This is a genomic window from Bradyrhizobium sp. SZCCHNGR1005, assembly GCF_032489995.1.
Taxonomy (GTDB): Bacteria; Pseudomonadota; Alphaproteobacteria; order Rhizobiales; family Xanthobacteraceae; genus Bradyrhizobium.
Genome location: NZ_JAUEZC010000001.1, coordinates 53851 through 77627 on the forward strand (window position 1 = coordinate 53851; position 23777 = coordinate 77627).

The following is a 23777-nucleotide window of genomic DNA, read 5'->3' on the forward strand; positions in this document are numbered from 1 at the left end:
CAAGCTTTTCCAGGCCCGCCCCCGCGCGGACGTCATATGGAAGCATTCGCATTGATCTAGCGCAACTGCAGCAAAATAGAAAAGAGGGGAGCGGAATGCTCCCCTCTCACTTCTGCATGACAATGCTGGACGAGGCCGTCCGCACGGCGCGCCCTACGCCGCGGCGGACGGTTCTCGAACAGCTCCCTGCGTCGCTATCCTGCTCTTTGACGCCCTCAGGCGGCCCGTACCGAATCCAGGAACTTGTCCACTTCGAGCTTCAGACGGTTGCTCTCGTCCGACAGCGATTTGGCGGCGGAAAGCACCTGCACGGAGGCCGAGCCGGTCTCGGTTGCGCCATTCTGGACGTCGGCGATGTTGGAGGAGACCTCCTGGGTGCCGATCGCCGCTTGCTGGACGCTGCGGGAAATCTCCTGCGTCGCTGCACCCTGCTGCTCCACCGCAGCCGCAATCGCCGAAGAGATTTCGGACAGCCGCTCGATGGTGACGCTGATGGCCTGGATGGCGCTGACCGATTCCTGTGTTGCGGCCTGAATGCTGGAAATCTGCTGGCCGATCTCGCCGGTGGCTTTCGCGGTCTGCTCCGCCAGCGCCTTCACTTCCGAGGCCACCACGGCGAAGCCGCGGCCGGCTTCGCCGGCACGCGCCGCCTCGATCGTCGCGTTCAGTGCCAACAGGTTGGTCTGGCCGGCGATGGTGTTGATCAGCTCGACCACGTCGCCGATCCGGGTTGCGGCCTTGGACAATTCGCCGACGCGATCGTTGGTGGCGCGAGCCTGATGCACCGCCTCGCCGGCCATCTTCGCCGATTCCTGGACCTGCCGGCCGATCTCCTGGATCGAGGATGCCATCTCTTCGCTCGCGGAGGCCACCGACTGCACATTGGTGGACGCTTCCTCGGAGGCGGAGGCGACGACGCTCGCCAGTTCCTGGCTGCGGTCGGCCGTGGAGGACAGCGTCGTGGCGGATGCTTCCAATTCGGTCGAGGCCGAAGAGACCGTCTCTACGATCTCTCCGACCGCGCCCTCGAACATGTCGGCCAGCTTGGTCATTTCACTACGGCGCTGGAGCGCAGCGCGGTGCTCGGAGGCCTTCAGCTCCTCCTTGCTGAAGCGAACGATGGTCTGCACAGTCTGGAGATTGCGTAAGGCCTCGCCGATCTCATCGTCACGTTCGATCATCACGCGGGTGTCGAGCTTGCCCTGCACGATGTTGCCCATGGTCTCGTTCAGGTGCCGCAGCGGCGCGCCGAGCGCCTGGAGCAGTTGCATCACCAGCAGGCCCGCGAAGGCGGCGTCAAGCACCGCCAATGCCGACACCGCGATGCCGGGCAGGCCGAACAGCGCGCTCGCCGCGATCCCAAGTATCATCGCCGTCTGCACCGCGAGGAGCGTCAGGAGCCGCGCGTTGAGCGTGCGCGTGAACATCGCAAAGATGTCAAAAACCGAACGGCGACGGATGACGCCGGCCGCGATCTTGTAGTTATGCGACCGCTTCTCGCGGATCGCCGCATAGACCTGCTCGGCCTCGGCGCGCTGGTCGGCAGGCAGCTTGGTGCGTACCGAAGTGTAGCCGGTCACCTGCCCGTTCTGGCGGATCGGCGAGGCGGTTGCCAGCACCCAATAGAAGTCCCCGTTCTTGCGCCGGTTCTTCACCGCGCCGACCCAGGGCTTGCCGGATTTGAGCGTGCTCCAGAGATTTTCGAAGGCTTCCGGCGGCATGTCCGGATGGCGGATGATGTTGTGCGGCTGGCCCATCAGCTCCGCGGGCGTAAAGCCCGAGGCGGCGATGAAATCCTCATTGAAGAATGTCAGCTTTCCCTTGGTGTCGGTCTGCGACACGATCAGGGTTTCGTCGGTGACCGGATATTCGACGGTGGTGACAGGCAAATTCTTACGCATGGCAGATCTTTCAGGGCAATCACGATCGGCAACCGCACAATTGCGTGCACCGCCAGGAATCAGGAACTGAATCACGAACATCTGCCGCCTGAGGTGGCAGCGAATGATTAAGGATCGAGCGAAAAGGCTAGGATCGCGTTAAATTGCCGCACCGTGAAATTACGTAGCCGACTCGAGGGCTGCGATTCTGGCGCTCCGATTCCGAAATTCACATCATCTCGCGGCTATCGCGTTTGCGAGCGTCGGAGCCGAAGAGCACTTGCAACAATCTGATTTCATAGGGCTCCGCGGTGTCGTGCGCGCGGACAAACCGGCCGAAACTTCAAATGCCTCGCACTAGCGACGCAAACAGGGAGCTGCGGCGGTACGCCGCGGCTCCCTGAAGCATTCGACGATGGTCCGTTGCCAGACTTAGGATTCTACGCCGCGCGCACCGAGGTCAGGAACTTGCTGACTTCCTGGCGGAGGCGATTGCTGTCGCCGGACAATGTCTGGGCGGCCGACAACACCTGGGACGATGCCGATCCGGTCTCGGTCGCGCCGCGCTGAACGTCGGTGATATTGGACGACACGTCTTGCGTGCCGCGCGCGGCCTGCTGCACGTTGCGCGAAATTTCCTGCGTGGCGGCGCCCTGCTCTTCGACTGCAGCGGCGATGGTCGAGGCGATCTCCGACAGCTTCTCGATCGTCGACGAAATATCGCGGATCGCACTGACCGATTCCTGCGTGGCCGCCTGGATGCCGGAGATCTGCTGCCCGATCTCGCCGGTCGCCTTTGCGGTCTGCTCGGCGAGCGCCTTCACTTCGGTGGCGACGACGGCGAACCCACGACCGGCTTCACCGGCGCGCGCCGCCTCGATGGTGGCGTTCAGGGCCAGGAGATTGGTCTGACCTGCGATGGTATTGATGAGCTCGACGACGTCGCCGATCCGTGTCGCCGCCCGCGACAGCTCGCTGACGCGGCCGGTCGTGCTGCGCGCCTGGTCGACCGCCTCGTTGGCGATCCGCGCCGATTCCTGCACCTGCCGGCTGATCTCATTGACCGACGAGGCCATCTCTTCGGTCGCGGTCGCGACCGACTGAACATTGGCGGATGCTTCTTCGGATGCCGAGGCCACGGTGGTGGCGAGCTGCTGGGACCGCGCAGCCGTGGAGGTCAAAGTGCCCGCGGAGGCTTCCAGCTGCGTGGACGCTGCGGAGACCGTGCTGACGATCTCGCCGATCATGGCCTCGAATTCGCGCGTGATGCTGTCGACCCTCCGGCCACGTTCGATCTTCGCCTCGGCGTCGCGCGTGGCCGCCTCGTCGGCAGCCTTCTTGGCAATCAGCGCTTCCTTGAAGATCTGCAGCGCATCCGCCATGGCGCCCATTTCGGTCTTCTGACCGCGATGCGGCACCTCGGCCGCAAGATCGCCCTGGCCCAAGGCCTGCATCGGGGTCACGATCGATGCGATTCCCCTGGAGACGTCCCGGACCAGGTACAGGCTGACCACGATGCCTGCAACCACCGCGATGGCGACGATGGCGACCAGCAGCATGAAGGACGAGGAATAGGTGTCGGCGGCGTCCGTCGAGGCCTTGTCCGCGCCGGCATCGTTGAGATCGATATCCTTCTTGAGGACTTCGTCGGCCTGCAATCCGATCTTGTTGACGGTCTGCTGATTGAGCTCATGCGCCTCGTGCGGGACCTTCCCGGCCTCCTTGCGCGACAGCGCCATCACCTGCTCGGTGCCCTTGCGGTACTCGTCCCAGAGCCGGGCCCACTCATTATAGATCGATCGCTCCTCCGGTGAGGAGATCAGCGGCTCATAGGTCAGCCGGCTTTTAGCGATCATGTCGTTGACGAGGGCGGCAGTCTTCTCCTGCGCAACCTTCTCGTCCAGAGTCTCGGCCAGCATATGCTCGCGGATCACGTTGCGGAAGGTGATCGCATTGGCGCGGAGCTCACCGAGCACCCGCACGCTCGGCAGCCAATTGGTGGTGATATCGACGGTGTTGGCGTTGATCGAGCGCATGTTCTTCAGCGAGAGCAGACCCATGCCGGTCATGGCAACGAGCAGGAACGCGACGACCGTGATGATCTTCGCGCGGATCGACATGGAGGCGAGCATGGTGCAGATCTCTTCTTGCAGCGGCGCAGCGCACTGCCGCTTCAGCGCGGACAGTTGCGAGAGTGAAAATTTCCTTCGAGTAAGACCGCACTGCAGCTTAAACCGAGTTAACGGGCCGCACCGTAGCAGTACGGAATGAAGAGAAGCGATCGACTCGATTCATTTCGGGCCGAGCAAGATGCCCGGGGCGAGCCCAGGCCCCGGGTGGCCTGTCTGACATTCGCATCACGAGATCTGCGCGCCGCTTAAGCGAATGTCAGGCACCAAGCCCGACTTGAATCCTGAACTTGTCAGCGCGCCAGGCTCCCTCGCGCGCCTGACAGGGACCTGTCGCAAATCCGCTCCTGCCGTCAGGTTCCCTTGACTAGCGTCAAAGTAGCGGAATTCGTCCATGCTACCTGGAAACAAGCGGCTGCGTTGCGCGCAGCGATCGAACCGGGGGTGCTGCAGAAGACTGCTGCACGGGATGGGCGCATGAAACTGGGTCGCATCATCATCGGCGTCCTGCTGCTGGCCGGCGGCCTCTACATCCTCATCGGCGAGCATTTCGCCGGAACTTCGGGAGACGCGACCGTCAATGCCCGGCTCTACGTCGTGCGCGCGCCGATTGAAGGCCGCGTGACGCTGGCGGTGACGAATATCGGCGCCCGGGTCAACACCGGGGAACTCATCGCCGAGATCGTCGATGACAGGTTCGATACCACACGCCTGCTCAATCTCGAACGCGAGCGTGACGAGCAGAAGATCGCGCTCAAGCGGATACCGGCACAACGTTCGGCGCTCGAGCAGTCGCGGGCCGCCTTCAAAACCCAGTCGACCGACTACAAGACGGGCCGCGTCCGCCAGATCGAAGCGCGCATCGCCGAGGCCAAGGCGGCGCAGGATGCCGCCGCCGCCCGGCTGAAGCTCGCGGACGCCACCTTCGCGCGCGCCAACGAACTGAAGGAGCGCGGGGTCCAGACGGTCGCCAATCTTGACCAGGCCAGTTCCTCGCTCGACGTCGCCAAGCAGGATGTGGAAAGCGCGAAGCAGCGCACCAATTATTTCGAGACAGAGCTCAGCTCCGCGCAGTCGGGGGTCTTCATCGGCGACTCCTACAACGACGTGCCGTTCTCGATGCAGCGCATCCGCGAGCTGGACCTGCGCCTCGCCGAACTGGCCGTGGACGAGCAGCAGATCCAAGCGCGCCTTGCCCAATACGAGCAGCAGATCGACGCCGAACATGTCCGGATCAACCGGCTGACATCGGCGACGCTGAAGGCCCGTGTGCCGGGCATGGCCTGGGACTTCCTCGTCGACGATGGCGAATATGCCCGTCGCGGCCAGGATCTCGTCAAGCTGGTCGACTGCAACAGTCTCGTGGTGACCGCGAGCGTTCCCGAAACACTCTATGACAGCCTGACGATCGGCGTGCCGGTGCAGTTCCGCCTGTTCGGCGACGACCGGATATTCGATGGGACGGTGACCCGTCTCGGAGGCTCGGGCGCGTCGCAACTCTACGCCAATCTCGCCGTCGGCCCGACGCCGCAGCACTTGCAGCGGTTCGACGTCACCGTTGCGGTGCCCGATCTCGCCAAGCAGCCGGATCTGTCCTGCGCCATCGGGCGCACCGGCCGAGTGATCTTCACCAGCGGTCCAATCGCGGCATTCCGCCGCTTCGTCACACGGTACGGCTACTGATGCCGACGCTGTCGCCATTCCTGTCCGCGTTCGCAGGCGCTGCCATCATCGTCGGACTGCGCCTCCTGATGCTGCCCCTCCTCGACCCGAAGATATGGTACTGGCGGGCCCTGCTCCTGGGCGGCTCCATCCTGCTGGGCTGGCGTTACGTGGCTTGGCGTTTCACCGTCACGCTGGCGCCACTGGGGTGGACGACGAGTGCGGCGTTCAGCTGGGGCTTTGCCATCCTGGAGGCGCTGACGCTTCTGTCCTCGTCCGTGGCCTTCGTCATCCTTGCCCGTACGAAGGAGCGGACCACCGAGGCCGACCGCCATGCCGGCTGGTGGCTTCCGGGACCGCCGCCGCGGGTCGACATCTTCATTCCGACCTACGACGAACGAATCGAAGTCCTGGAGCGAACCATCGTCGGCGCCAAGGCGATCGATTATCCGTCGTTACGCGTGTTCATCCTCGACGACGGCAGTCGGCCCTGGCTGCGGGATCTCTGCACGGAGCACGGCATCGGCTATTTCGCCCGTAGCGACAAGTCGCATGCAAAGGCCGGCAACATCAACAATGCCTTGCGACTGCGGGCGCTGGATGCGGACCGGCCGGACTTCGTCGCCATTTTCGATGCCGACTTCGTGCCCCATGCCGACTTCATCGAACGGACGCTGGCGCTGTTTCATGAGCCGACCGTGGGCCTCGCGCAGACGCCTCAGCACTTCTTCAATTCGGACCCGATCCAGCACAATCTCGGCATCGGCACGGCCTATCCCGACGATCAGCGCCACTTCTTCGACAATGTCCAACCGTCGCGCGACGCCTGGGGCATCGCCGCCTGCAGCGGCACCTCATCGATGTTGCGGGCTCGCGCCGTCGAGGAGATTGGCGGCGTACCGACCGAGAGCGTCACCGAGGATTTCTTGCTGACGCTGCGGCTGTCCGAACATGGCTGGCGAACGGTCTACCTCAACGAGGCCCTGTCGGAAGGGCTCGCGGCCGAAGGCCTGCCGGAATATGTGACGCAGCGCAGCCGCTGGTGCCTCGGCATGATGCAGATCGTCCGCAACGTGTACAACCCGTTCGGACATAACAATCTCCGCCTGATCGACCGCTTGAGCGTCCTGGACTCGTTCCTCTACTGGAGCACAACCTTTTCATTCCGCCTCGCCGGCGTGATCTGTCCACTATTGTACTGGTGGACCGGCATCATGGTGGTCAATGCGAACGTCACCGACGTCATCAGCTACTATGTGCCGTATTATCTCGCGCTGATGGCGACCCTGAACTGGATCTCCAAGCGGCTGTTCGTGCCGATCCTTAACGATGTCACGCAGCTCGTGGTCGCATGGCCGATCTTCAGGGCCACCGTTCTCGGCCTCCTGACCAAAGGACCGCACAAGTTCTCGGTGACGGCCAAAGGCGGCGATCGGGCGAAGATCATCGTCCAGTGGCCCTTGATGCGTCCCTTCATAATGTTGCTCGCACTCTCGGTGGGCGGCCTGATCGTCTCGCTGACCTCCGACTTCGTCTTCAATACGGCGCCGACCGCCGGAGACGGCGTCGTCGTCGTGATGTTCTGGACGGTCTACAACATTCTGGTGCTGTCGGTGGCGATCGCCGTGTGCATCGACCGTCCCCGCTACAACCGGCCGCAACGCCAGATCGTCGAGCCGATCACCCTGACGGTCGGCGGCGAAGCACAACGCGGCTGGATCGTCAATCTGGGCCCCGGCGGCGCGCGCGTCAGCGGTCCGGTCGGCCTTGCGACGGGCGCCACCGGCACGCTCACGCTGCCGCTGATCGGCGACATCGAGACCAGGGTCGCGGCGCCGACCGACGATGGTTACCGGCTCATATTTGCGGTGACGCCACAACAGCGAGCCCAGATCATCGAGCGGCTGCACACGGCGAGCGGGGTGCCCGGCGCCGACAGTGGCGATCTCGGCCGCATGCTGCACGAGCTGGCGCGAGCCATGGCAGATTGAGGACATGGCAGATTGAGGAGAAGCCGATGACGAGGCGACGGTGGAGCTTGCAGACTGCGGTGTTCCTCGGCGGCGCGACGCTGATCGTCGTGACGGCGCTGGCCGCAGCCGTCCTCTATTCGGCGTCGCTGCAGCGACGCGGCGAGGAACTCGCGATCGAGCAACTGAGGACGCGTGGCGAGCTCAGCGCAAGCCTGCTGGCGCGGCAGATGTACAGCATGTGGATCGACGTGTCGCGCCTCGCCGCGATCATCGATCCCGCTGACATCCCGGAGGCGCGGCGGCAGATCCAGTTCGTGAGCCAGCTCGAGCAGCGCTATGCCTGGCTCGGCATTGCCGACCCCGGCGGCAAGGTGATCGCGAGCAAGGACGGAATGGCGGAAGGGCGAAGCGTCGCGGACCTGCGCTGGTTCAGGCAGGGGCTCGGAGCGCCGACGGCGGTGGATGATCACGAGTCCGAGGCGCTGGAACGGCTGTTGCAGACGGCATCGGGACCGTACCGCTTCATCGCCATGTCGGCTCCGTTGATGCATGACGGCGCCCCCGCCGGCGTCATCGGCGCCCAGATCGACTGGAAATGGGTCATCGAATCCGTCGCGGCGCTGGCGTCGCGCAACATCGATCTGGTGTTGCTGTCGCGCGACGGCATCGTGCTATTCGGCGCGCCGGATCTCGTCGGCAAGCCGCTGACGATCGGCTCGGCGCAAGCCGCAAGCCGCGGGGCTTCGGTCGCTCTCATCGAGCGATGGCCCGACGGCAAGGACTATTTCACCGTCACCATCCCCACTGTGGGGTACGCCGATCTGCCGAGCTTCGGCTGGTCCCTCCTGATCCGGCAGGACGCCGTTGCCGCGATGGCGCCGACGCGCGAGCTGGTGCGCTCGTTCTGGTTCAATGTTGCCGGTGGCGTGTTCTCGATCCTGGTCCTGCTCAATTTCGCCGCGCAATGGGTGGTGACGCCGCTGCGCCGTCTTGCCCACGCTGCGGAGGCCATGGTTAAAGATCCGTTTTCCGGCATGCTGGCTCGGGAAACCCGGTACGACGAGGCGACGCGGCTGCGCGACGCCCTGGTCAGGCTTCAGTCGAAGCTGATGGGGAAAGTGCGCAGCCCACCGGAAGACAGCGGAAGCGGCATATGAGCGGTGCCCGCGACAAAATCCGCGACGACGGTCACGACCGAATGCGCCTGACGCCGAAGGTCGCGGGCCTGGTCGCTCTCGCCTGCATCGCCATCATTGCCCTCAGCGGCTGGCGCGAGTGGACGGCGCGGCAATCCGAGCTGCGCAACGCCGAAACCGATATGGCGAACCTCGCGGTCTCGCTATCGCAGCACGCCGACGACACGTTCGAGCTCGCTGATACGGTGCTCAACATGCTCGTCAACCAACTCGAACTCCGCAGCACAAGCCCCACAGCGCTCGCCGAGCTCCAACGTTATCTCGATCGCCGGAAGAAGGACAACCGCATCGGCGGCGTCGTCGTCCTTGGCGAAGACGGCCGCTGGCTTGCCACCAGCGAAACCGTCGACCTCACCGGTCGCAACGACGCCGATCAGGCTTATTTCGGTTACCATCGCACCTCGACCGATCGCAGCGCCCTCATCGGCCCGCCGGTGAAAAGCGACGTCACGGGGCAATGGGTCATTACCGTATCGCGACGCTTCAACCACCCCGACGGCGCCTTTGGCGGCGTTGCCCTTGTCACGGTCGATGCGAACTACTTTGAAAATTTCTATAGTCAATTCAACGTGGATAAGAACGGCTCCATCGCACTGATGAGCAGGAAGGGCATCATTCTTGCTCGCAGCCCCGATGATGGTCACTACGTCGGCCGGGATCTCTCGAGCCGACCTCTGTTCAAGGAGCTCGATCGGCGGCCGTCGTCCGGCACCCTTAATTTCACCTCGCTGCTCGATGGCCGCGAACGAGTCAGCTTCTATCAGCTCGCCAAGCGTTACCCCGTCATGGTGGTCGCAACCGAAGCGAAGGAGGAGCTGCTGATGCCCTGGCGCCGTGCCGCGCTGATCCGGATGGGGACGGTGCTCCTATTGACCGGCATGATCGCCGCCGTCGGCATCATCGTGGTCCGCCAGTTGGGTCAGCGCGAGGGCTTGGCGTTGGCGCTCTCAGCCGGAGAAGCGGATTTTCGTCTCATCGCCGAACATTCGGGCGACCTGATTACGCGCATCGGCTTCGACGGGAAGATCCACTACGCCTCCCCCTCCAGCCTGCAGGTGATCGGCTGGCGGCCGGAACAGCTCGTGGGCACGTCGGCTCTCGCCGGCCTCAACAATGAAGATCTACCCGGCATTCAGCGTACCGCCAACGCGCTGCAGGCGGGCGAAATCGAGGAAGCCCGGATCGTCTACCGCAATCGTCACCGCGAGAAAGGCGAGATCTGGGTCGAAACCGCCCTGCGCGTCACCCGCAATCGACGCGGACAGATCGATGGCATGGTGGCAATCTCGCGCGATATCACCGAGTTCAAGACGGCGGCGGAGAAGCTGACGGCGCTGGCGCTGTCGGACGGCCTCACAGGACTAGCCAATCGTCGTCACTTCGACGCGCACCTGAAGGAAGAATGCGGACGGGCGCGGCGCGAGGGTGGGCCGTTGTCGCTGCTCCTGATCGATGTCGACCTGTTCAAGAAATACAACGACAATTACGGTCATCAGGCCGGCGACGACTGTCTGCGAGCGGTGGCCCGTGTGCTCGCCGAACAGGCTCAGCGTCCGGCCGACGTCGCCGCGCGCTACGGCGGCGAGGAGTTCGCGCTGCTGCTGCCGGGCACCGACGCCAACGGCTGCATTCAGGTCGGAGAGCGAATCCGCGCGGCCGTCGGCGCGCTCGGCATTCCGCACGATCTCAACCCGCCGTCGCGGATGGTCACGCTGAGCCTCGGCGGCACCACGATGATCCCGATCGGCGAAATGGATCCCAACCGCCTCGTCGATGCAGCCGACAAGGCGCTTTATGCCGCCAAGATGGCTGGCCGCGACCGATTGATGATGTCGGCACAAGTGGTGCCTCTGCCCAATGTCGCACGGGCATGATCAACAATAGCGGCACTGCGGCCGGCGCTGCTGGCAGGGTCGCGTCAGACCCGCGCCATCAGGCCGCGCGAACCGAACCCAGGAACTTGCCGACCTCGACCCGCAGCCGCTGACTGTCTGCGGACAGGGCTTTGGCGGCCGCGAGCACCTCGGTCGAGGCCGAGCCGGTCTCTGTGGCGCCGCGCTCGACATCGGTGATGTTGGACGAGACCTGCTGAGTACCGTGGGCCGCCTGCTGCACGTTGCGCGAAATCTCCTGGGTCGCTGCGCCCTGCTCCTCGACAGCGGCCGCAATCGTCGACGAAATCTCCGCCAGCTTCTCGATCGTGGAGGAGATGTCGCGGATCGCACTCACGGATTCCTGAGTCGCGGCCTGAATACCCGAGATCTGCTGGCCGATCTCGCCGGTCGCCTTCGCGGTCTGCTCGGCCAGCGCCTTCACTTCGGACGCCACCACCGCAAAGCCGCGACCGGCGTCACCGGCGCGCGCCGCCTCGATCGTGGCGTTCAGCGCCAGGAGATTGGTCTGGCCCGCGATGGTGTTGATCAGTTCGACGACGTCGCCGATGCGGGTCGCCGCCTTCGAGAGTTCGCTGACCCGGCCGGTGGTGGTGCGGGCCTGGCCGACCGCTTCGCCCGCGATGCGCGCGGATTCCTGCACCTGCCGGCTGATCTCGGTGACCGAGGAGGCCATCTGTTCGGTCGCAGATGCCACCGACTGGACGTTGGTGGTGGCCTCCTCCGAGGCCGCCGAGACCGCGGTCGCCAGCTGCTTCGAGCGATCGGCCGTCGAGGTCAAAGTGCCGGCCGAGCTCTCGAGCTGCGTCGAGGCCGAGGAGACCGTGTTGACGATCTCGCCGATCATCGCCTCGAAATTGCGCGTGATGTCGTCGACGCGGCGGCCGCGGGCGATCTTGGCCTCGGCATCGTGCGCGTTGGCCTCATCCGCGGCCTTCTTGGCGATCAGGGCCTCCTTGAACAGCTGCAAGGCATCGGCCATCGTGCCGATCTCGGTCTTCTCGCCCCGGTGCGGCACTTCCGCCGAGAGGTCACCGTCGCTGAGCGACTGCATCGGCTTCACGATCGAGGCGATTCCGCTCGAGACGTCGCGAACCAGATAGGCGCTGAGCGCGACGCCGGCGATCAAGGTGAGAAGCAGGATGGCCGTCATCATGGTGAGGACCGATGAATAGCTCTGCGCGGCATCGCTATTGGCCTTGTCGGCAAGCCTGTTGTTGAGCTCGATTCCGTTCTTCAGCACCTCCTCGGCTGCCATCAGAAGCTTGGAGGCCTTCCTGGTGTTCAGATCGTTGGCCTCGCGCGCAAACTTGCCGGCGTCCCTCTGCGAAAGCGCAAGCACGTCCTTGACGTCCTGCTTGTATTGTGTCCAGGCCTTCGACCACTCGTCGTAGTTGGCCCGTTCTTCCGGCGATGCGATCAAGCGCTGGTAAGCTTCGATGGCGCGCTCTGTCGCCTGCGCATTCGACGCCAGGGTGGTCTCGATCCTCAGCTTGTCTTCCATGGTCTCGGCAAGCAGATGCGCACGGACGACATTGCGATTCTGGATGAACCCCTGCCGTATCTCGCCCAGCAGGCGCACGCTTGGGAGGCGGATAGTCGCGATCTCGACCGTGTTGGCGTTGATCGCGCGCACGTTGACGACCGCCAATAGTCCGGTGCCGGTGACGGCAAGCAGCAGGAAGGCGACGACCGAGATGATCTTCGCGCGGATTGAATATTGGGCAAGCATGGCTGTCGTCTCTTTACTTTCGGGCGCGGCGCGCGCGGGCAGCGGAATGCGGACGCCGGCGGGCTTACGCGGGCCGAAGGTCCAGGGAACGCCCTGATGCAAGCCTTGAAGGGTGAATCGAGAACCGTTCCGTAATTTCACGGAACGAAAAAATGATTGAGATCGCATTAAGGTGCGGCCGTACCGTCGGTACAGCCGCCATGTGATCACGCCGGAGTGAACGACGTTGCGATATCGCGGCAAGCCGCGTGATGCTCCGTGACCATTCGTCGTTTCGAACGGCGTGAGCTAGGCCGCGCGAACCGAACCCAGAAACTTGCCGACCTCGACCCGCAGCCGCTGGCTGTCTGCGGACAGGGCTTTGGCGGCCGCCAGCACCTCGGTCGAAGCCGAGCCGGTCTCTGTGGCGCCGCGCTCGACATCGGTGATGTTGGACGAGACCTGCTGGGTGCCGTGCGCCGCCTGCTGCACATTGCGCGAGATTTCCTGGGTCGCCGCGCCCTGCTCCTCCACAGCGGCGGCGATCGTCGACGAAATTTCCGCCAGCTTCTCGATCGTGGAGGAGATGTCGCGGATCGCGCCCACGGACTCCTGCGTCGCGGCCTGGATACCCGCGATCTGCTGGCCGATCTCGCCGGTCGCCTTCGCGGTCTGCTCGGCCAGCGCCTTCACTTCGGACGCCACCACCGCAAAGCCGCGACCGGCGTCACCGGCGCGCGCCGCCTCGATCGTGGCGTTCAGCGCCAGGAGGTTGGTCTGACCTGCGATGGTGTTGATCAGTTCGACGACGTCGCCGATCCGTGTCGCCGCCTTCGACAGTTCGCTGACCCGGCCGGTGGTGGTGCGGGCCTGGCCGACCGCTTCGCCCGCGATGCGCGCCGATTCCTGCACCTGACGGCTGATCTCGGTGACCGAGGAGGCCATCTGTTCGGTCGCAGACGCCACCGACTGGACATTGGTGGTGGCCTCTTCCGATGCCGCCGAGACCGCGCTCGCCAGCTGCTTGGAGCGATCGGCCGTCGCGGTCAAAGTGCCGGCCGAGCTCTCGAGCTGCGCCGACGCCGACGACACCGTGTTGACGATCTCGCCGATCGCCTCCTCGAACTGATAAGCGAGCCGCTGCATGTCGGCCTTGCGATGACGGGCCGTCATGGCATCCTGCTCGCTCTTGGCCTCCGCCTCGGCATTAGCCTTCCGTTCCGCGTTGGCCTGGATCACGGTCACGGTCTTCGCGAGGTCGCCGATCTCGTCGCCGCGGCCGGCGCCGGGAATGCGGATGTCGAGCCTGCCTTGCGCCATCTCGGCCAGCGCTGCATTCAATCGCATCAGCGGCCGGGCAATGCCGAGGAAGGAGAATACGACCGATGCCACCACGGAGAGAAGAACCGCCACGCCCGCGATTAGCGTGAGTTCGCCGGCCTGCGCCGCCACTTCGTCGGCGTGCCGTCTGGCACTTGCCTGCTGCGCGTGCGCATCGCTGATCGATGCATCCATTAATTCGCCGGCCTCGCCGAGATATTTGAGCGTCCGATCGCGCAGCAGCACCTCCTTGAGACTCTCGATCTTGACCACCTCATCGTTGGCGGCCGTAAAATCGGATGCGATGCCGTTCAGCCGGTTGATCGCGGCTTGCAACGCGCGATCGTCGGCAAGCATGCGAGCGTCGGTCAGCGCGCTTTTCAAGAACGGCATGGCCCGCTTGAGCAGCGTGGTCGCGTTAGCATCGCCGGTCATGCCGAATTGCCAGGCCATCGCGCGCATATAGTTCAGCTTGGCATCCGCGGCATGAAGCTGCCGCTCAACGCGCTCGCGGAAAGCAAGGTTCGGCAACGCCGGCGACGTGAGCACGGCCTGAAGACTCTTGGTCCATTCGTCGGATACTGCGCTGCGCTTGTCGATCTCCCGCAGCAGGGACTTCTGCGCTTGCGCCAACTCGACCGCACCGGAGGAATAGTTCGTCATCAGTTCCCTGAGCCGGTTGAGCCGCGCGCGATTTTCGGCGCTCGTCACGTTGGCCAGGGCTCCATCAATATCCCTGGTCATCGCAGTGGAGAACTGCTGAATATCGGCCGCGGCCTTCTCGGCCTCGACCGGCACCCGTGCCAACCGCGCCGTACGACCGGCAAGCTGGCTCTGCTGCATGTCGATGCTCGCCGCCATCACGCTTTCGACGACGCGCTGCGAACGCTCGGTCTGCTCGTTTGCCGCGTTGACCGCATGCTCTGCGATCATCTGATTTGCGATCATGCCGATCGCGAGAGTCGCGCCGATGGCGCCGGCGAGTCCGAGTTTGTAGCCAATCCGATTCAGTTTCATTGCCCCACCTACAGATGGACGCATCAGCGGCGTCCAGCTCCAGGGTATAAGGATAAGGTCCATAGAGACCGTTAATCTACGGGATGACCCTGCATCGCTAAGGACGAGCGCACGTCGAACTGTGGCCCTACCCAAGCCAGAGAGCGGCGCGAGACCCAGCACTCCGGCTCATCAGATGTGCATCTGATGAAAACTCATTCAGACCGTTCGGACTAACAGGTGGCGGCTCACCTCCCGCCGCAACCGCACCAAGCATTTTTGCATGGATAAAATTGGCGACACCAGGTTCAGCGCATCAACCCAAGCGCGTCCAAGAAGAACTGTGAGCCGCCAAAATTGCCGGATTTGAGCGCCAGCAGCATTTCGGCAGATCGCGCGCCGACAGTGCGCAACACCGGCACGCCGGGTGCGATTTCGGGTCCGACCAGGAAGGCCGGAATCTTGAGCCGATCGACCACCGCCCCCGACGTCTCGCCTCCCGCGACGACGAGCCGCCGCACGCCTGCCTGCACCAGCCCCTCGGCGATCTCAGCCATCGTCTGCTCGATCGCGTGTCCGGCGACCTCACGGCCATGGCGTGCCTGCACGGCGGCCACCTGTTCAGGCGCGGCGCTCGCGGCGATCAGCACCGGATCGTCCGCAAGACATTCGATCGCCCAGGCCAGCGCGCGGCGTGCCTCGTCCTTGCCCGCGAGGATCTGCTCGGGATCGAGGTGGAGCACCGGCATGATCTTCTCAGCTTGAGCGATCTGCGCGAGCGTCGCCTGCGAGCAGCTGCCGGCCAGGCATGCCGCCGGGCCTCCGACCGGAGCGTCGTTCGCGGCATCGGCAGCCGCGGCTTTGACAGCGCCGGATTCGACCAGCGCCCGCGCGAGCCCAAGCCCGATGCCCGAGGCACCGACCGACACGCGATGGGTCAGCGCCACCGCCCCGATCGTGGTGAGATCGGCATCGAACGCCGCATCGATGATGGCAGCGCCGATACCTTGGCCGGCGAGGTCTGCCAGGCGGGCACGCACCGCCTCGGGGCCGCGAACAACAGTGGCGAGATCGACCAGGCCGATCTTGGCACGGCTCTGGCGCGACAACACCCGCACCAAGTTGGCATCGTGCATCGGATTGAGGGGATGATCCTTCAACGGGCTCTCGTTCAGCGGCACGTGGCCCACGAACAGATGCCCCTGATAGACGGTGCGGCCGGTCTCGGGAAAAGCCGGCGTCACCAGCACCACCGTTTCGCCGGCATCGTCGCGCAGTGCGTCCATCACCGGTCCGATATTGCCGGCGTCGGTGGAATCGAAGGTCGAGCAGATCTTGAACAGTACGTGATCGGCACCGCGGCCGCGCAGCCATGTCTCCGCCTCGCGCGAGCGGGCCACCGCCAGCGGTGCCGCAATCGATCGGCTCTTCAGGGACACGACGACGGCGTCGACGTCCGGCAGCGCAAGGTCCTCGGCCGGCACGCCGATGGTCTGCACGGTGCGAAGCCCTGCGCGCGTCAGCGTGTTGGCGAGATCGGAGGCTCCGGTATAGTCGTCGGCGATGCAGCCAAGCTTGATGGTCATGGCTTCACTCTCCTATATGGCGCGAACCATCCCAGGCCCTCTTCCGTCTTGCCGCGCGGATTGTATTCGCAGCCGACAAAGCCGGCATAGCCGAGCCGGTCGAGCTCGGCGAACAGGAAGGGATAGTTCAGCTCCTCGTCATCAGGCTCGTGGCGCGAGGGCACGCTGGCGATCTGGACATGGCCGATGATGTCGATCATCTCGCGCAGCCGCATCGTCACGTCGCCATGGATGATCTGGCAATGATAGATGTCGAACTGCAGCTTCAGGTTCGGGATCTTCAAGTCCCGGATCAGCTCGCGCGCAAAAGTAAAGTCGTTGAGGAAGTAGCCGGGGACGTTGCGGGCGTTGATCGGCTCGATCACGACGTCGAGGCCATGAGGCGCGAAGAACTCGGCCGCCCATGTCACCGATTTTATGAAGGCCTCGACCGCCTTGGCGTCACTGCGCTCGGCGATGCCGGCCATCAGATGCACGCGCTTCACGCCGGTCGCCTGCGCGTAAGGCAACGCCGTCGCGAGGCTCGCCTTGAGATCATCGAAGCGCTCCGGCAGCGCCGCAAAGCCCTTCTCGCCGGCGTCCCAATCCCCCGGCGGCAGGTTGAACAGCGCCTGGGCCAGGCCGTTGTCATGCAACCGCTTGCCGACCTCCTCGGCCGGATAGGCATAGGGAAACAGGAATTCCACCGCGGTGAAGCCGGCCTTCGCGGCCGCCGCGAAGCGGTCGAGAAACGGATGCTCGGTGAACATCATGGTGAGATTGGCGGCGAAACGGGGCATGCTGAGAACTCGTCGTGACGTCGTTACTTGGATGAGCCCGGCAGCGTCGTGCCGGTCACCTGCGCATACATCCGAGCCACCGAGGCATCATCGTCGCGGCCCATGCCGGCCGCTGCCGTCATCAGGAACATCTGCAACGCGGCCGATGCGACCGGCACCGGGAAGCGCGTCGATCGCGCCATGTCCTGGATGATGCCGAGATCCTTCACGAAGATCTCGACCGCGCTGCGCGGCGCATAGTCGCCGTCGAGCACGTGCGGCATCCGATTCTCGAACATCCAGGAATTGCCCGCTGAGGCCGTGATCACTTCATAGACCTTCCTGATGTCGAGACCCTGCTTGGCGGCGAACGCGATGGCCTCGCACGCAGCGGCGATATGGACGCCGGCGAGCAGCTGGTTGATCATCTTGAACGCAGCACCCTGCCCTGCCGCCTCGCCCAATTCGTAGAGCTTGGCCGCCATCGCATCCAGCGCCGGCCGGGCCTTGGCAAAGGCCGCGGCGCTGCCGGAGGCGAGGATCGTCAATTCGCCTTGCGCGGCGCGCTGCGCGCCACCGGAGATCGGCGCATCGAGATAATGCCGGCCCGTCGCCTCCAGCTGCTTGGCGAGCCGACGCGCGACGTCGGGGTCCATGGTCGCCGAGGAGATGAACACGGACTCCTTGGGAAGCGTCTCGGCCACGCCGCCGGCGCCGAACAGGATCGCCTCGGTCTGCGCGGCATTGACGACGACGCTGACGACGATGTCGGCACTTTCAGCCGCTTCGGCCGGCGTCTTGGCTCCCTTCCCGCCCTCCGCCACGAAGCGCGCAACCGCATCCGCGGAGACGTCGCAACCGGTCACCGCAAAACCGCTGCGCCGCAGCGAAGTGGCCATGCCAAAGCCCATCGAGCCGAGCCCGATCACGGCGACTTTCGTTTGAGATGGCGATGACATACGGCAAATCCTCAAGGCGTTTCCTGATCTCAGCCGGTTGGCCCGGCTCCCCCTTTCGGTAGCATGGCTTGGCCACGCTGCCAAAGCATGAGAGAACATCGCCAGAATCCGACGGGCCCTCGGAGCGAAGCCGCATGCCCCCTACATTTCTGATTTTTTTGTGGGTACTGATCGGGTTGCCCTCAATGATCGCCGGCAGCGTGTTGACCATCGTCGCGATCTATGGACGACGCCTTTGGCGCCTACGTCGCCGTCGGTTGGCTTCAAGGGCAAAAAGCAAAGGTCCATTGATCGTCTAGATAACAGCGAGGACTCCACGCCATGGCAGAAACGAGATTACGCGAAGCCATCTGCCGGTTCGGCCGCTCGCTGTTCGAGCGTGGGCTGACCCCGGGTTCGTCCGGCAATATCAGCGTCAGGCTCGACGATGGCGGCTGGCTGGTGACGCCGACCAATGCCTCGCTCGGTTTCCTCGATCCGGCCCGGCTGTCGCGGCTCGATGCCGGTGGCAAGCTCGTCTCCGGCGATGCGCCGACCAAGGAGGTGCCGCTGCACACCGCGCTGTACCAAAGCCGGAGCACGGCCCGTGCCGTTGTGCATCTGCACTCCACCCATTCCGTGGCGCTCTCGATGCTGCCCGAGATCGACCCGCGGGCCGCCCTGCCGCCGCTGACTCCTTATTATCTGATGCGCTGCGGCCAGACCGCGCTCGTGCCCTATCACCGGCCGGGCGATCCGGCGGTGGCCGACGCAATCAAAGGCCTGGCCGGACGCTATTCCTCGGTGCTGCTCGCCAATCATGGCCCCGTCGTATCCGGCGACACGCTGGAAGCGGCCGTGTTCGCTATGGAGGAGCTGGAGGAGACGGCCAAGCTCTATCTCCTGCTGCGCGGGATGAATCCCCGCTATCTCTCGCCGCAGCAGATCGCCGACCTCGTCAAGACCTTCGGGCTGACGCTGCCTGAGCCGCACGTTCACACGTGAGACGTCAGCCTGAGATGTAAGCCTTTGGCTCGCGGCACGGCAAAGCCGAGGCTGCTGGCGTTCCCGGCTGATACATTGCATGCAGCCCCTTGAGCCTGTGCCTCAAATGAGGAAAACTGCCCAGAATTAAGGCAGCGATCATGTGGAGCGAAGCTCTCGTTGGGCACTGAGGCGGGGCCTGCTCAGCACCAGCACCAGTGTTGCTCCCGGTGGCGCTCACGGCTCCTCGACTTGCGCGTGCGCCGTCTTGCGCCTGCGCGCCCCTATCGCTGGATACGATCGAGCTGAGTGCAAATACGGAGCGCGCCAGCGCGTCCACCCCGGCAGCTGGCATATCCGTTGCAGATGTCTGGCGGTTGGAACGCGGCGCCGACCGGAGCTCAAGCCGCGCTTCCAGCCTTACGAGAGGGATGGAATTCGGATGGCGGCAGGCGCGAGCTTGGAACTGGTGCAGGTCACGAAAATGTACGGCCACGTCACCGCCGTCGACGCGATCGATCTGAAGATTCCTGCCGGCTCCTATTGCTGCCTGCTCGGCCCCTCCGGCTGCGGCAAGACCTCGACCCTGCGGATGATCGCGGGGCACGAATCGGTGTCCTCCGGCGACATCATAGTCGGCGCGAAGAACGTCACCGATCTGCCGCCGGCCGGGCGCGGCACCGCGATGATGTTCCAGTCCTATGCGCTGTTCCCGCATCTCTCCGTGATCGACAACGTCGCCTTTGCCTTGAAGATGAAGGGCGTCGCAAAAGCGGAGCGCCATGCCGAAGCCCGCAAACTGCTCGAGCTCGTCGACATGCAGGCCTACGAGGCGCGGCTGCCGGCGCAGCTCTCCGGCGGCCAGCAGCAGCGCGTCGCGCTGGCCCGCGCGCTGATCACCTCGCCGCAGATCCTGCTGCTGGACGAGCCGCTGTCGGCGCTCGACCCGTTCCTGCGACTGCGCATGCGCGCCGAGCTGAAGCGGTTGCAGCGCGAGCTGGGGCTGACTTTCATTCACGTGACCCACGGGCAGGACGAGGCGATGGCGCTGTCCGACCTCGTGGTGCTGATGAATGCCGGCCGCATCGAGCAGCAGGGCAGCCCGCGTGAGATCTTCAACCACCCGCGCACCGAATTCGCCGCGAAATTCATCGGCGGCCATAACGTCATCACCCTCGGCGATGCGAGCTACGCGGTGCGCGTCGACCGCATTCTCCTGAAGAAGCCGGGACAGGCGATCGACGGGCCGCAGGTCTCGGGCACGATCAGCAAGATCGAATATCAGGGCACTTATGTGCTCGTCGCCATAGCCGCGGCCGATGGCGGCCGCGAGATCTCCGCTCAGCTCACCGACGATCAGTTCGACGCCACGAGCTACAGCATCGGTGAGCAGGTGATTGCGACCTGGAATCCCGCGCTTGCCGATTCCCTGACATCGCCGCGCAGCCCCGCAACCGCCACCTCGCCTGAACTTGTCGCTTGATATCCTCCATGGAGACCACCATGATCGATCGTTCGAAGAAGACCACCATCAGCCGGCGACGCCTGCTCAAGGGAGCCGCCGGTATCGCTGGCCTCGCCGCGGGTTCGGGCGCCATCACCGGCTTTCCCTATGTCAAGTCAGCCGATGCGAAAGTGCTGCGCTACCTCGGCACGGCCGTGAACGAAGGCGACGAGATCTCGAAGAAGTGCCTCGCCGATACCGGCATCAAGATCGAATACATCACCGCGACCACCGACGACGTGACCAAGCGCGTCATCACCCAGCCGAACTCGTTCGACGTGCTTGACACCGAGTATTTCTCGCTGAAAAAGCTGGTGCCCTCGGGCAACATCTTTCCGCTCGACGCCAAGAAGATCAAGGAATTCGACAACATCACGCCGGTGTTCACCAAGGGTGAGCTGCCGAACGGCAAGAAGATCGGCGGCCAGGGCACCGCGCCATGGAAGGTGCTCTACCTCGACGGAGCGAACTCGAAGACCTTCTCGGCCACGCCGACCGAGTACATCACGCTGATCCCGACCGTGTACAATGCCGACACGCTCGGCATCCGCCCCGACCTGATCAAGCGCCCGATCGACTCCTGGGCGGAGCTGCTCAACCCCGAATTCAAGGGCAAGGCTTCGATCCTCAACATCCCCTCGATCGGCATCATGGACGCCGCGATGGTGGTCGAAGCGACCGGCCAATACAAATATGCCGACAAGGGCAACATGACCAAGGCCGAGATCGACCTCACCATGAAAGTGCTGACCGAAGCCAAGAAGGCCGGCCAGTTCCGCGCCTTCTGGAAGGACTTCAACGAGTCCGTCAACCTGATGGCCTCAGGCGAGACCGTGATCCAGTCGATGTGGTCGCCCGCCGTGACCAAGGTGCGGTCGATGGGCATCCCCTGCATCTTCCAGCCGCTCAAGGAAGGCTATCGCTCCTGGGCCTCGGGCTTCTGCGTTTCCAAGGCCGTGGCCGGCGGACCCAAGCTCGACTGGGCCTATGAGTTCGTCAACTGGTATCTCTCCGGCTGGGCCGGCGCCTATCTCAACCGCCAGGGCTACTATTCCGCCGTGCTCTCCACCGCCAAGGCCAACATGACCGAAGACGAATGGGGCTATTGGATGGAAGGCAAGCCGGCGAAGAACGACATCAAGGCGCCGGACGGCACCCTGCTCGAGAAGGCCGGCGCGGTGCGTGACGGTGGCTCCTACGACGATCGCATGGGGGCGGTGGCCTGCTGGAACGCCGTGATGGACGAGAACGACTACATGGTCCGCAAGTGGAACGAGTTCATCGCGGCCTGATGATCACCTGATTGCGTGTCGCGCCGGATGGCGCGGCACGCACCTTCCATAGACTTCTCCAAAGATCGTTGTCATGACGCAGGATACCGGCACCGCCGATCTGACCTCGCAGCTCGCGCCGATGGCCGCGTCCGGTTCGGACCAGGCAACATCCGGCAGCGGACTGCGCAAAGCTGCGATGCGGTCCATCGCCTGGCTGCAGGCCGGGCCGATGATGCTGGTGTTTGCGCTGTTCTTCCTTTTGCCGCTCATTCTCGTCATCATCGTCAGCGCCTGGGACTACAACGAATATGAGATGATCCCGGCGTTCAGCCTGCGCGGCTACACCGATACGTTCGAAGGCTGCATCTCGGGCTTGCCCGAACTCTGCACCATCCTGAAAACCTATCTGAAGACGTTGAAGCTTTGCCTGCTCACCTGGAGCCTCACGCTCTTCATCGGCTTCTGGGTGGCCTACTTCCTCGCATTTCACGTCCGCAGCAAGACCTGGCAGATCGTGCTGTCGCTGCTCTGCACGATTCCGTTCTGGACATCGAACGTGATCCGCATGATCGCCTGGATCCCCCTGCTCGGCCGCAACGGTCTCGTCAACCAGGGCCTGATCGGCACCGGCCTGATCGGCCAACCGATCGAATGGCTGCTGTTCTCCGAATTCTCGGTCGTGTTGGCGCTGGTGCACCTCTTCACCTTCTTCATGGTGGTACCGATCTTCAACTCGATGGTCCGCATCGACAAGCGGCTGATCGAGGCCGCCTATGACGCCGGCGCGAGCGGCTGGCAGACCCTGGTGAACATCGTCATTCCCTTATCGAAGCCGGGCATCGTGATCGGCTCGATCTTCGTGATCACGATCGTGATGGGCGACTTCGTCACGGTCGGCGTGATGGGCGGCCAGCAGATCGCATCGGCCGGCAAGATCATCGAATCGCGTCTCTCCGCGCTGCAGTTTCCAGCCGCGGCGGCGAACGCGGTCATCCTGCTCGGCGTCACCATCCTGATCATCTCCGCGCTGACGCGGATCGTCGACGTGCGCAAGGAGCTGTAAATGGGAGACAGACGTCCACGCTCCTTCTACATCCTCGCCGCATTCTTCGCGGCCTATGTGCTGTTCCTGTACGGCCCGATGATCGCGATCTACATCCTGTCCTTCCAGGGGCCGGATGGCGGCCTCACCTTCCCGATGAACGGCGTATCGCTCGTCTGGTTCGGCAAGGTGTTTTCCGGCGCCGGAATCGTCGATATCGGCGCCGCGTTCAAACGCTCGCTCGCGCTCGGCCTGGTCGTGATGGTGATCACGGTGGTGCTCTCGGTGGCCGCCGGTATGGCGTTCCGCAAGCCATTCCGCGGATCGTCGATCCTGTTCTACACCGCGATCGCCAGCCTGATCATGCCCTCGATCATCACCTCGCTCGGCATCGCCTTGGAATTCCGCCTGCTCGACGATTTCATCAACAAACACGGCGCCGATGTCGGGCTCGGATGGCTCGCCGACGGCTGGACCACCGGCATGGGCCTGTTCACCTCAGGCCTCGGCGCGCATCTGACCTGGACGTTGCCATTCGGCCTGCTGATCATGTTCGCGATCTTCAACCGCTTCGACGGCCGTCTCGAGGAAGCCGCGCGCGACCTCGGCGCCACGCCGTGGCAGACGTTTCGCTACGTGGTGCTGCCCATCATCCTGCCATCGGTGGTCGGCATCGGCCTGTTCGGCTTCACGCTGTCCTGGGACGAGCTGGCCCGCTCCAGCCAGGCGATCGGCTCGGTCAACACCCTGCCGCTGGAATTGCAGGGCCTGACCACGACGGTGACCAAGCCGGACATCTACGCGCTGGGCACATTGACGTCAGCGGTGTCGTTCCTGGTGATCTTCGCCGCACTCGCCGTCATCCTGGTGCTGCAGGCGCGCCAGCGCCGCCACGGCTCCGACGCCGGCAAGGGAACGGTGTAGGGCTGCCC

16 protein-coding genes are annotated in these 23777 nt (G+C 64.3%); 9 read left to right on the top strand and 7 right to left on the bottom strand.

Annotated features, from left to right (window positions below; genetic code table 11):
- Positions 1–215 precede the first annotated feature (215 nt).
- Together QXZ85_RS00240 and QXZ85_RS00245 are read right to left on the bottom strand one after the other, a co-directional pair.
- Positions 216–1901 (bottom strand): methyl-accepting chemotaxis protein, encoded by a 1686-nt coding sequence (locus QXZ85_RS00240; protein WP_315706254.1) that lies wholly within the window; start codon positions 1899–1901, stop codon positions 216–218.
- Positions 1902–2320: 419 nt separating this feature from the next.
- A complete protein-coding gene (locus QXZ85_RS00245; protein ID WP_315706255.1) occupies positions 2321–4012 on the bottom strand; it encodes a methyl-accepting chemotaxis protein in 1692 nt (563 codons plus the stop codon).
- 474 nt (positions 4013–4486) lie between these two features.
- On the opposite strand from QXZ85_RS00245, the gene QXZ85_RS00250 reads away from it, so the two are divergent.
- From QXZ85_RS00250 to QXZ85_RS00265, 4 genes are read left to right on the top strand one after another with little or no spacing between them, the layout of a single operon-like run.
- Positions 4487–5692: an HlyD family secretion protein gene (locus QXZ85_RS00250; RefSeq protein WP_315706256.1), complete on the top strand. Its 1206-nt coding sequence runs from the start codon at positions 4487–4489 to the stop codon at positions 5690–5692.
- Positions 5692–7662 (top strand): glycosyltransferase, encoded by a 1971-nt coding sequence (locus QXZ85_RS00255; protein WP_316173697.1) that lies wholly within the window; start codon positions 5692–5694, stop codon positions 7660–7662. Before QXZ85_RS00250 ends, QXZ85_RS00255 begins: the two co-directional genes overlap by 1 nt.
- 26 nt (positions 7663–7688) lie before the next feature.
- Positions 7689–8801 (top strand): hypothetical protein, encoded by a 1113-nt coding sequence (locus tag QXZ85_RS00260; RefSeq protein WP_315706258.1) that lies wholly within the window; start codon positions 7689–7691, stop codon positions 8799–8801.
- Positions 8798–10714, top strand: a complete 1917-nt coding sequence (locus QXZ85_RS00265; RefSeq protein WP_316173695.1) for a diguanylate cyclase domain-containing protein — start codon at positions 8798–8800, stop codon at positions 10712–10714. Before QXZ85_RS00260 ends, QXZ85_RS00265 begins: the two co-directional genes overlap by 4 nt.
- Before the next feature lie 58 nt (positions 10715–10772).
- Here QXZ85_RS00265 and QXZ85_RS00270 read toward each other — a convergent pair whose 3' ends face one another.
- The 5 genes from QXZ85_RS00270 to ltnD all read right to left on the bottom strand — a co-directional run bounded on the left by QXZ85_RS00270 (position 10773) and on the right by ltnD (position 18161).
- Positions 10773–12464 (bottom strand): methyl-accepting chemotaxis protein, encoded by a 1692-nt coding sequence (locus QXZ85_RS00270; protein WP_315769518.1) that lies wholly within the window; start codon positions 12462–12464, stop codon positions 10773–10775.
- A gap of 288 nt (positions 12465–12752) precedes the next feature.
- Positions 12753–14780: a HAMP domain-containing methyl-accepting chemotaxis protein gene (locus QXZ85_RS00275; RefSeq protein WP_316173692.1), complete on the bottom strand. Its 2028-nt coding sequence runs from the start codon at positions 14778–14780 to the stop codon at positions 12753–12755.
- A gap of 287 nt (positions 14781–15067) precedes the next feature.
- On the bottom strand, positions 15068–16345 hold the full coding sequence (otnK, locus tag QXZ85_RS00280) for a 3-oxo-tetronate kinase (protein ID WP_315741530.1): 1278 nt from the start codon (positions 16343–16345) through the stop codon (positions 15068–15070).
- A complete protein-coding gene (otnI, locus tag QXZ85_RS00285; protein WP_316173689.1) occupies positions 16342–17124 on the bottom strand; it encodes a 2-oxo-tetronate isomerase in 783 nt (260 codons plus the stop codon). The genes otnK and otnI overlap by 4 nt, the downstream gene beginning before the upstream one ends.
- A 23-nt stretch (positions 17125–17147) precedes the next feature.
- On the bottom strand, positions 17148–18161 hold the full coding sequence (gene ltnD, locus QXZ85_RS00290) for an L-threonate dehydrogenase (RefSeq protein ID WP_315706264.1): 1014 nt from the start codon (positions 18159–18161) through the stop codon (positions 17148–17150).
- 222 nt (positions 18162–18383) lie between these two features.
- Between ltnD and QXZ85_RS00295 the strand changes: the two genes are divergently transcribed.
- From QXZ85_RS00295 to QXZ85_RS00315, 5 genes are all read left to right on the top strand, one after another.
- Positions 18384–19046 (top strand): aldolase, encoded by a 663-nt coding sequence (locus tag QXZ85_RS00295; protein WP_316167980.1) that lies wholly within the window; start codon positions 18384–18386, stop codon positions 19044–19046.
- Between the two features lie 421 nt (positions 19047–19467).
- Positions 19468–20508 carry an ABC transporter ATP-binding protein gene (locus QXZ85_RS00300; RefSeq protein WP_316173687.1) on the top strand — a complete coding sequence of 347 codons (1041 nt, stop codon included), beginning with the start codon at positions 19468–19470 and terminating at the stop codon, positions 20506–20508.
- Positions 20509–20528: 20 nt separating this feature from the next.
- A complete protein-coding gene (locus QXZ85_RS00305) occupies positions 20529–21821 on the top strand; it encodes a PotD/PotF family extracellular solute-binding protein (protein WP_316167976.1) in 1293 nt (430 codons plus the stop codon).
- Positions 21822–21942: 121 nt separating this feature from the next.
- On the top strand, positions 21943–22866 hold the full coding sequence (locus QXZ85_RS00310; protein WP_315706355.1) for an ABC transporter permease: 924 nt from the start codon (positions 21943–21945) through the stop codon (positions 22864–22866).
- Positions 22867–23769 (top strand): ABC transporter permease, encoded by a 903-nt coding sequence (locus QXZ85_RS00315; protein ID WP_315729746.1) that lies wholly within the window; start codon positions 22867–22869, stop codon positions 23767–23769.
- The last annotated feature ends 8 nt before the right edge of the window (positions 23770–23777 follow it).

Bases quoted from the DNA above. Each gene is read 5' to 3' on its own strand.
- QXZ85_RS00245 (WP_315706255.1), bottom strand. From the start codon at position 4,012: ATGCTCGCCTCCATGTCGATCCGCGCGAAGATCATCACGGTCGTCGCG.
- QXZ85_RS00240 (WP_315706254.1), bottom strand. From the start codon at position 1,901: ATGCGTAAGAATTTGCCTGTCACCACCGTCGAATATCCGGTCACCGAC.
- QXZ85_RS00260 (WP_315706258.1), top strand. From the start codon at position 7,689: ATGACGAGGCGACGGTGGAGCTTGCAGACTGCGGTGTTCCTCGGCGGC.
- otnK (WP_315741530.1), bottom strand. From the start codon at position 16,345: ATGACCATCAAGCTTGGCTGCATCGCCGACGACTATACCGGAGCCTCC.
- QXZ85_RS00310 (WP_315706355.1), top strand. From the start codon at position 21,943: ATGGCCGCGTCCGGTTCGGACCAGGCAACATCCGGCAGCGGACTGCGC.
- QXZ85_RS00315 (WP_315729746.1), top strand. From the start codon at position 22,867: ATGGGAGACAGACGTCCACGCTCCTTCTACATCCTCGCCGCATTCTTC.
- otnI (WP_316173689.1), bottom strand. From the start codon at position 17,124: ATGCCCCGTTTCGCCGCCAATCTCACCATGATGTTCACCGAGCATCCG.
- QXZ85_RS00270 (WP_315769518.1), bottom strand. From the start codon at position 12,464: ATGCTTGCCCAATATTCAATCCGCGCGAAGATCATCTCGGTCGTCGCC.
- QXZ85_RS00250 (WP_315706256.1), top strand. From the start codon at position 4,487: ATGAAACTGGGTCGCATCATCATCGGCGTCCTGCTGCTGGCCGGCGGC.
- QXZ85_RS00255 (WP_316173697.1), top strand. From the start codon at position 5,692: ATGCCGACGCTGTCGCCATTCCTGTCCGCGTTCGCAGGCGCTGCCATC.
- QXZ85_RS00305 (WP_316167976.1), top strand. From the start codon at position 20,529: ATGATCGATCGTTCGAAGAAGACCACCATCAGCCGGCGACGCCTGCTC.
- QXZ85_RS00275 (WP_316173692.1), bottom strand. From the start codon at position 14,780: ATGAAACTGAATCGGATTGGCTACAAACTCGGACTCGCCGGCGCCATC.
- QXZ85_RS00295 (WP_316167980.1), top strand. From the start codon at position 18,384: ATGGCAGAAACGAGATTACGCGAAGCCATCTGCCGGTTCGGCCGCTCG.
- QXZ85_RS00300 (WP_316173687.1), top strand. From the start codon at position 19,468: ATGGCGGCAGGCGCGAGCTTGGAACTGGTGCAGGTCACGAAAATGTAC.
- QXZ85_RS00265 (WP_316173695.1), top strand. From the start codon at position 8,798: ATGAGCGGTGCCCGCGACAAAATCCGCGACGACGGTCACGACCGAATG.
- ltnD (WP_315706264.1), bottom strand. From the start codon at position 18,161: ATGTTCTCTCATGCTTTGGCAGCGTGGCCAAGCCATGCTACCGAAAGG.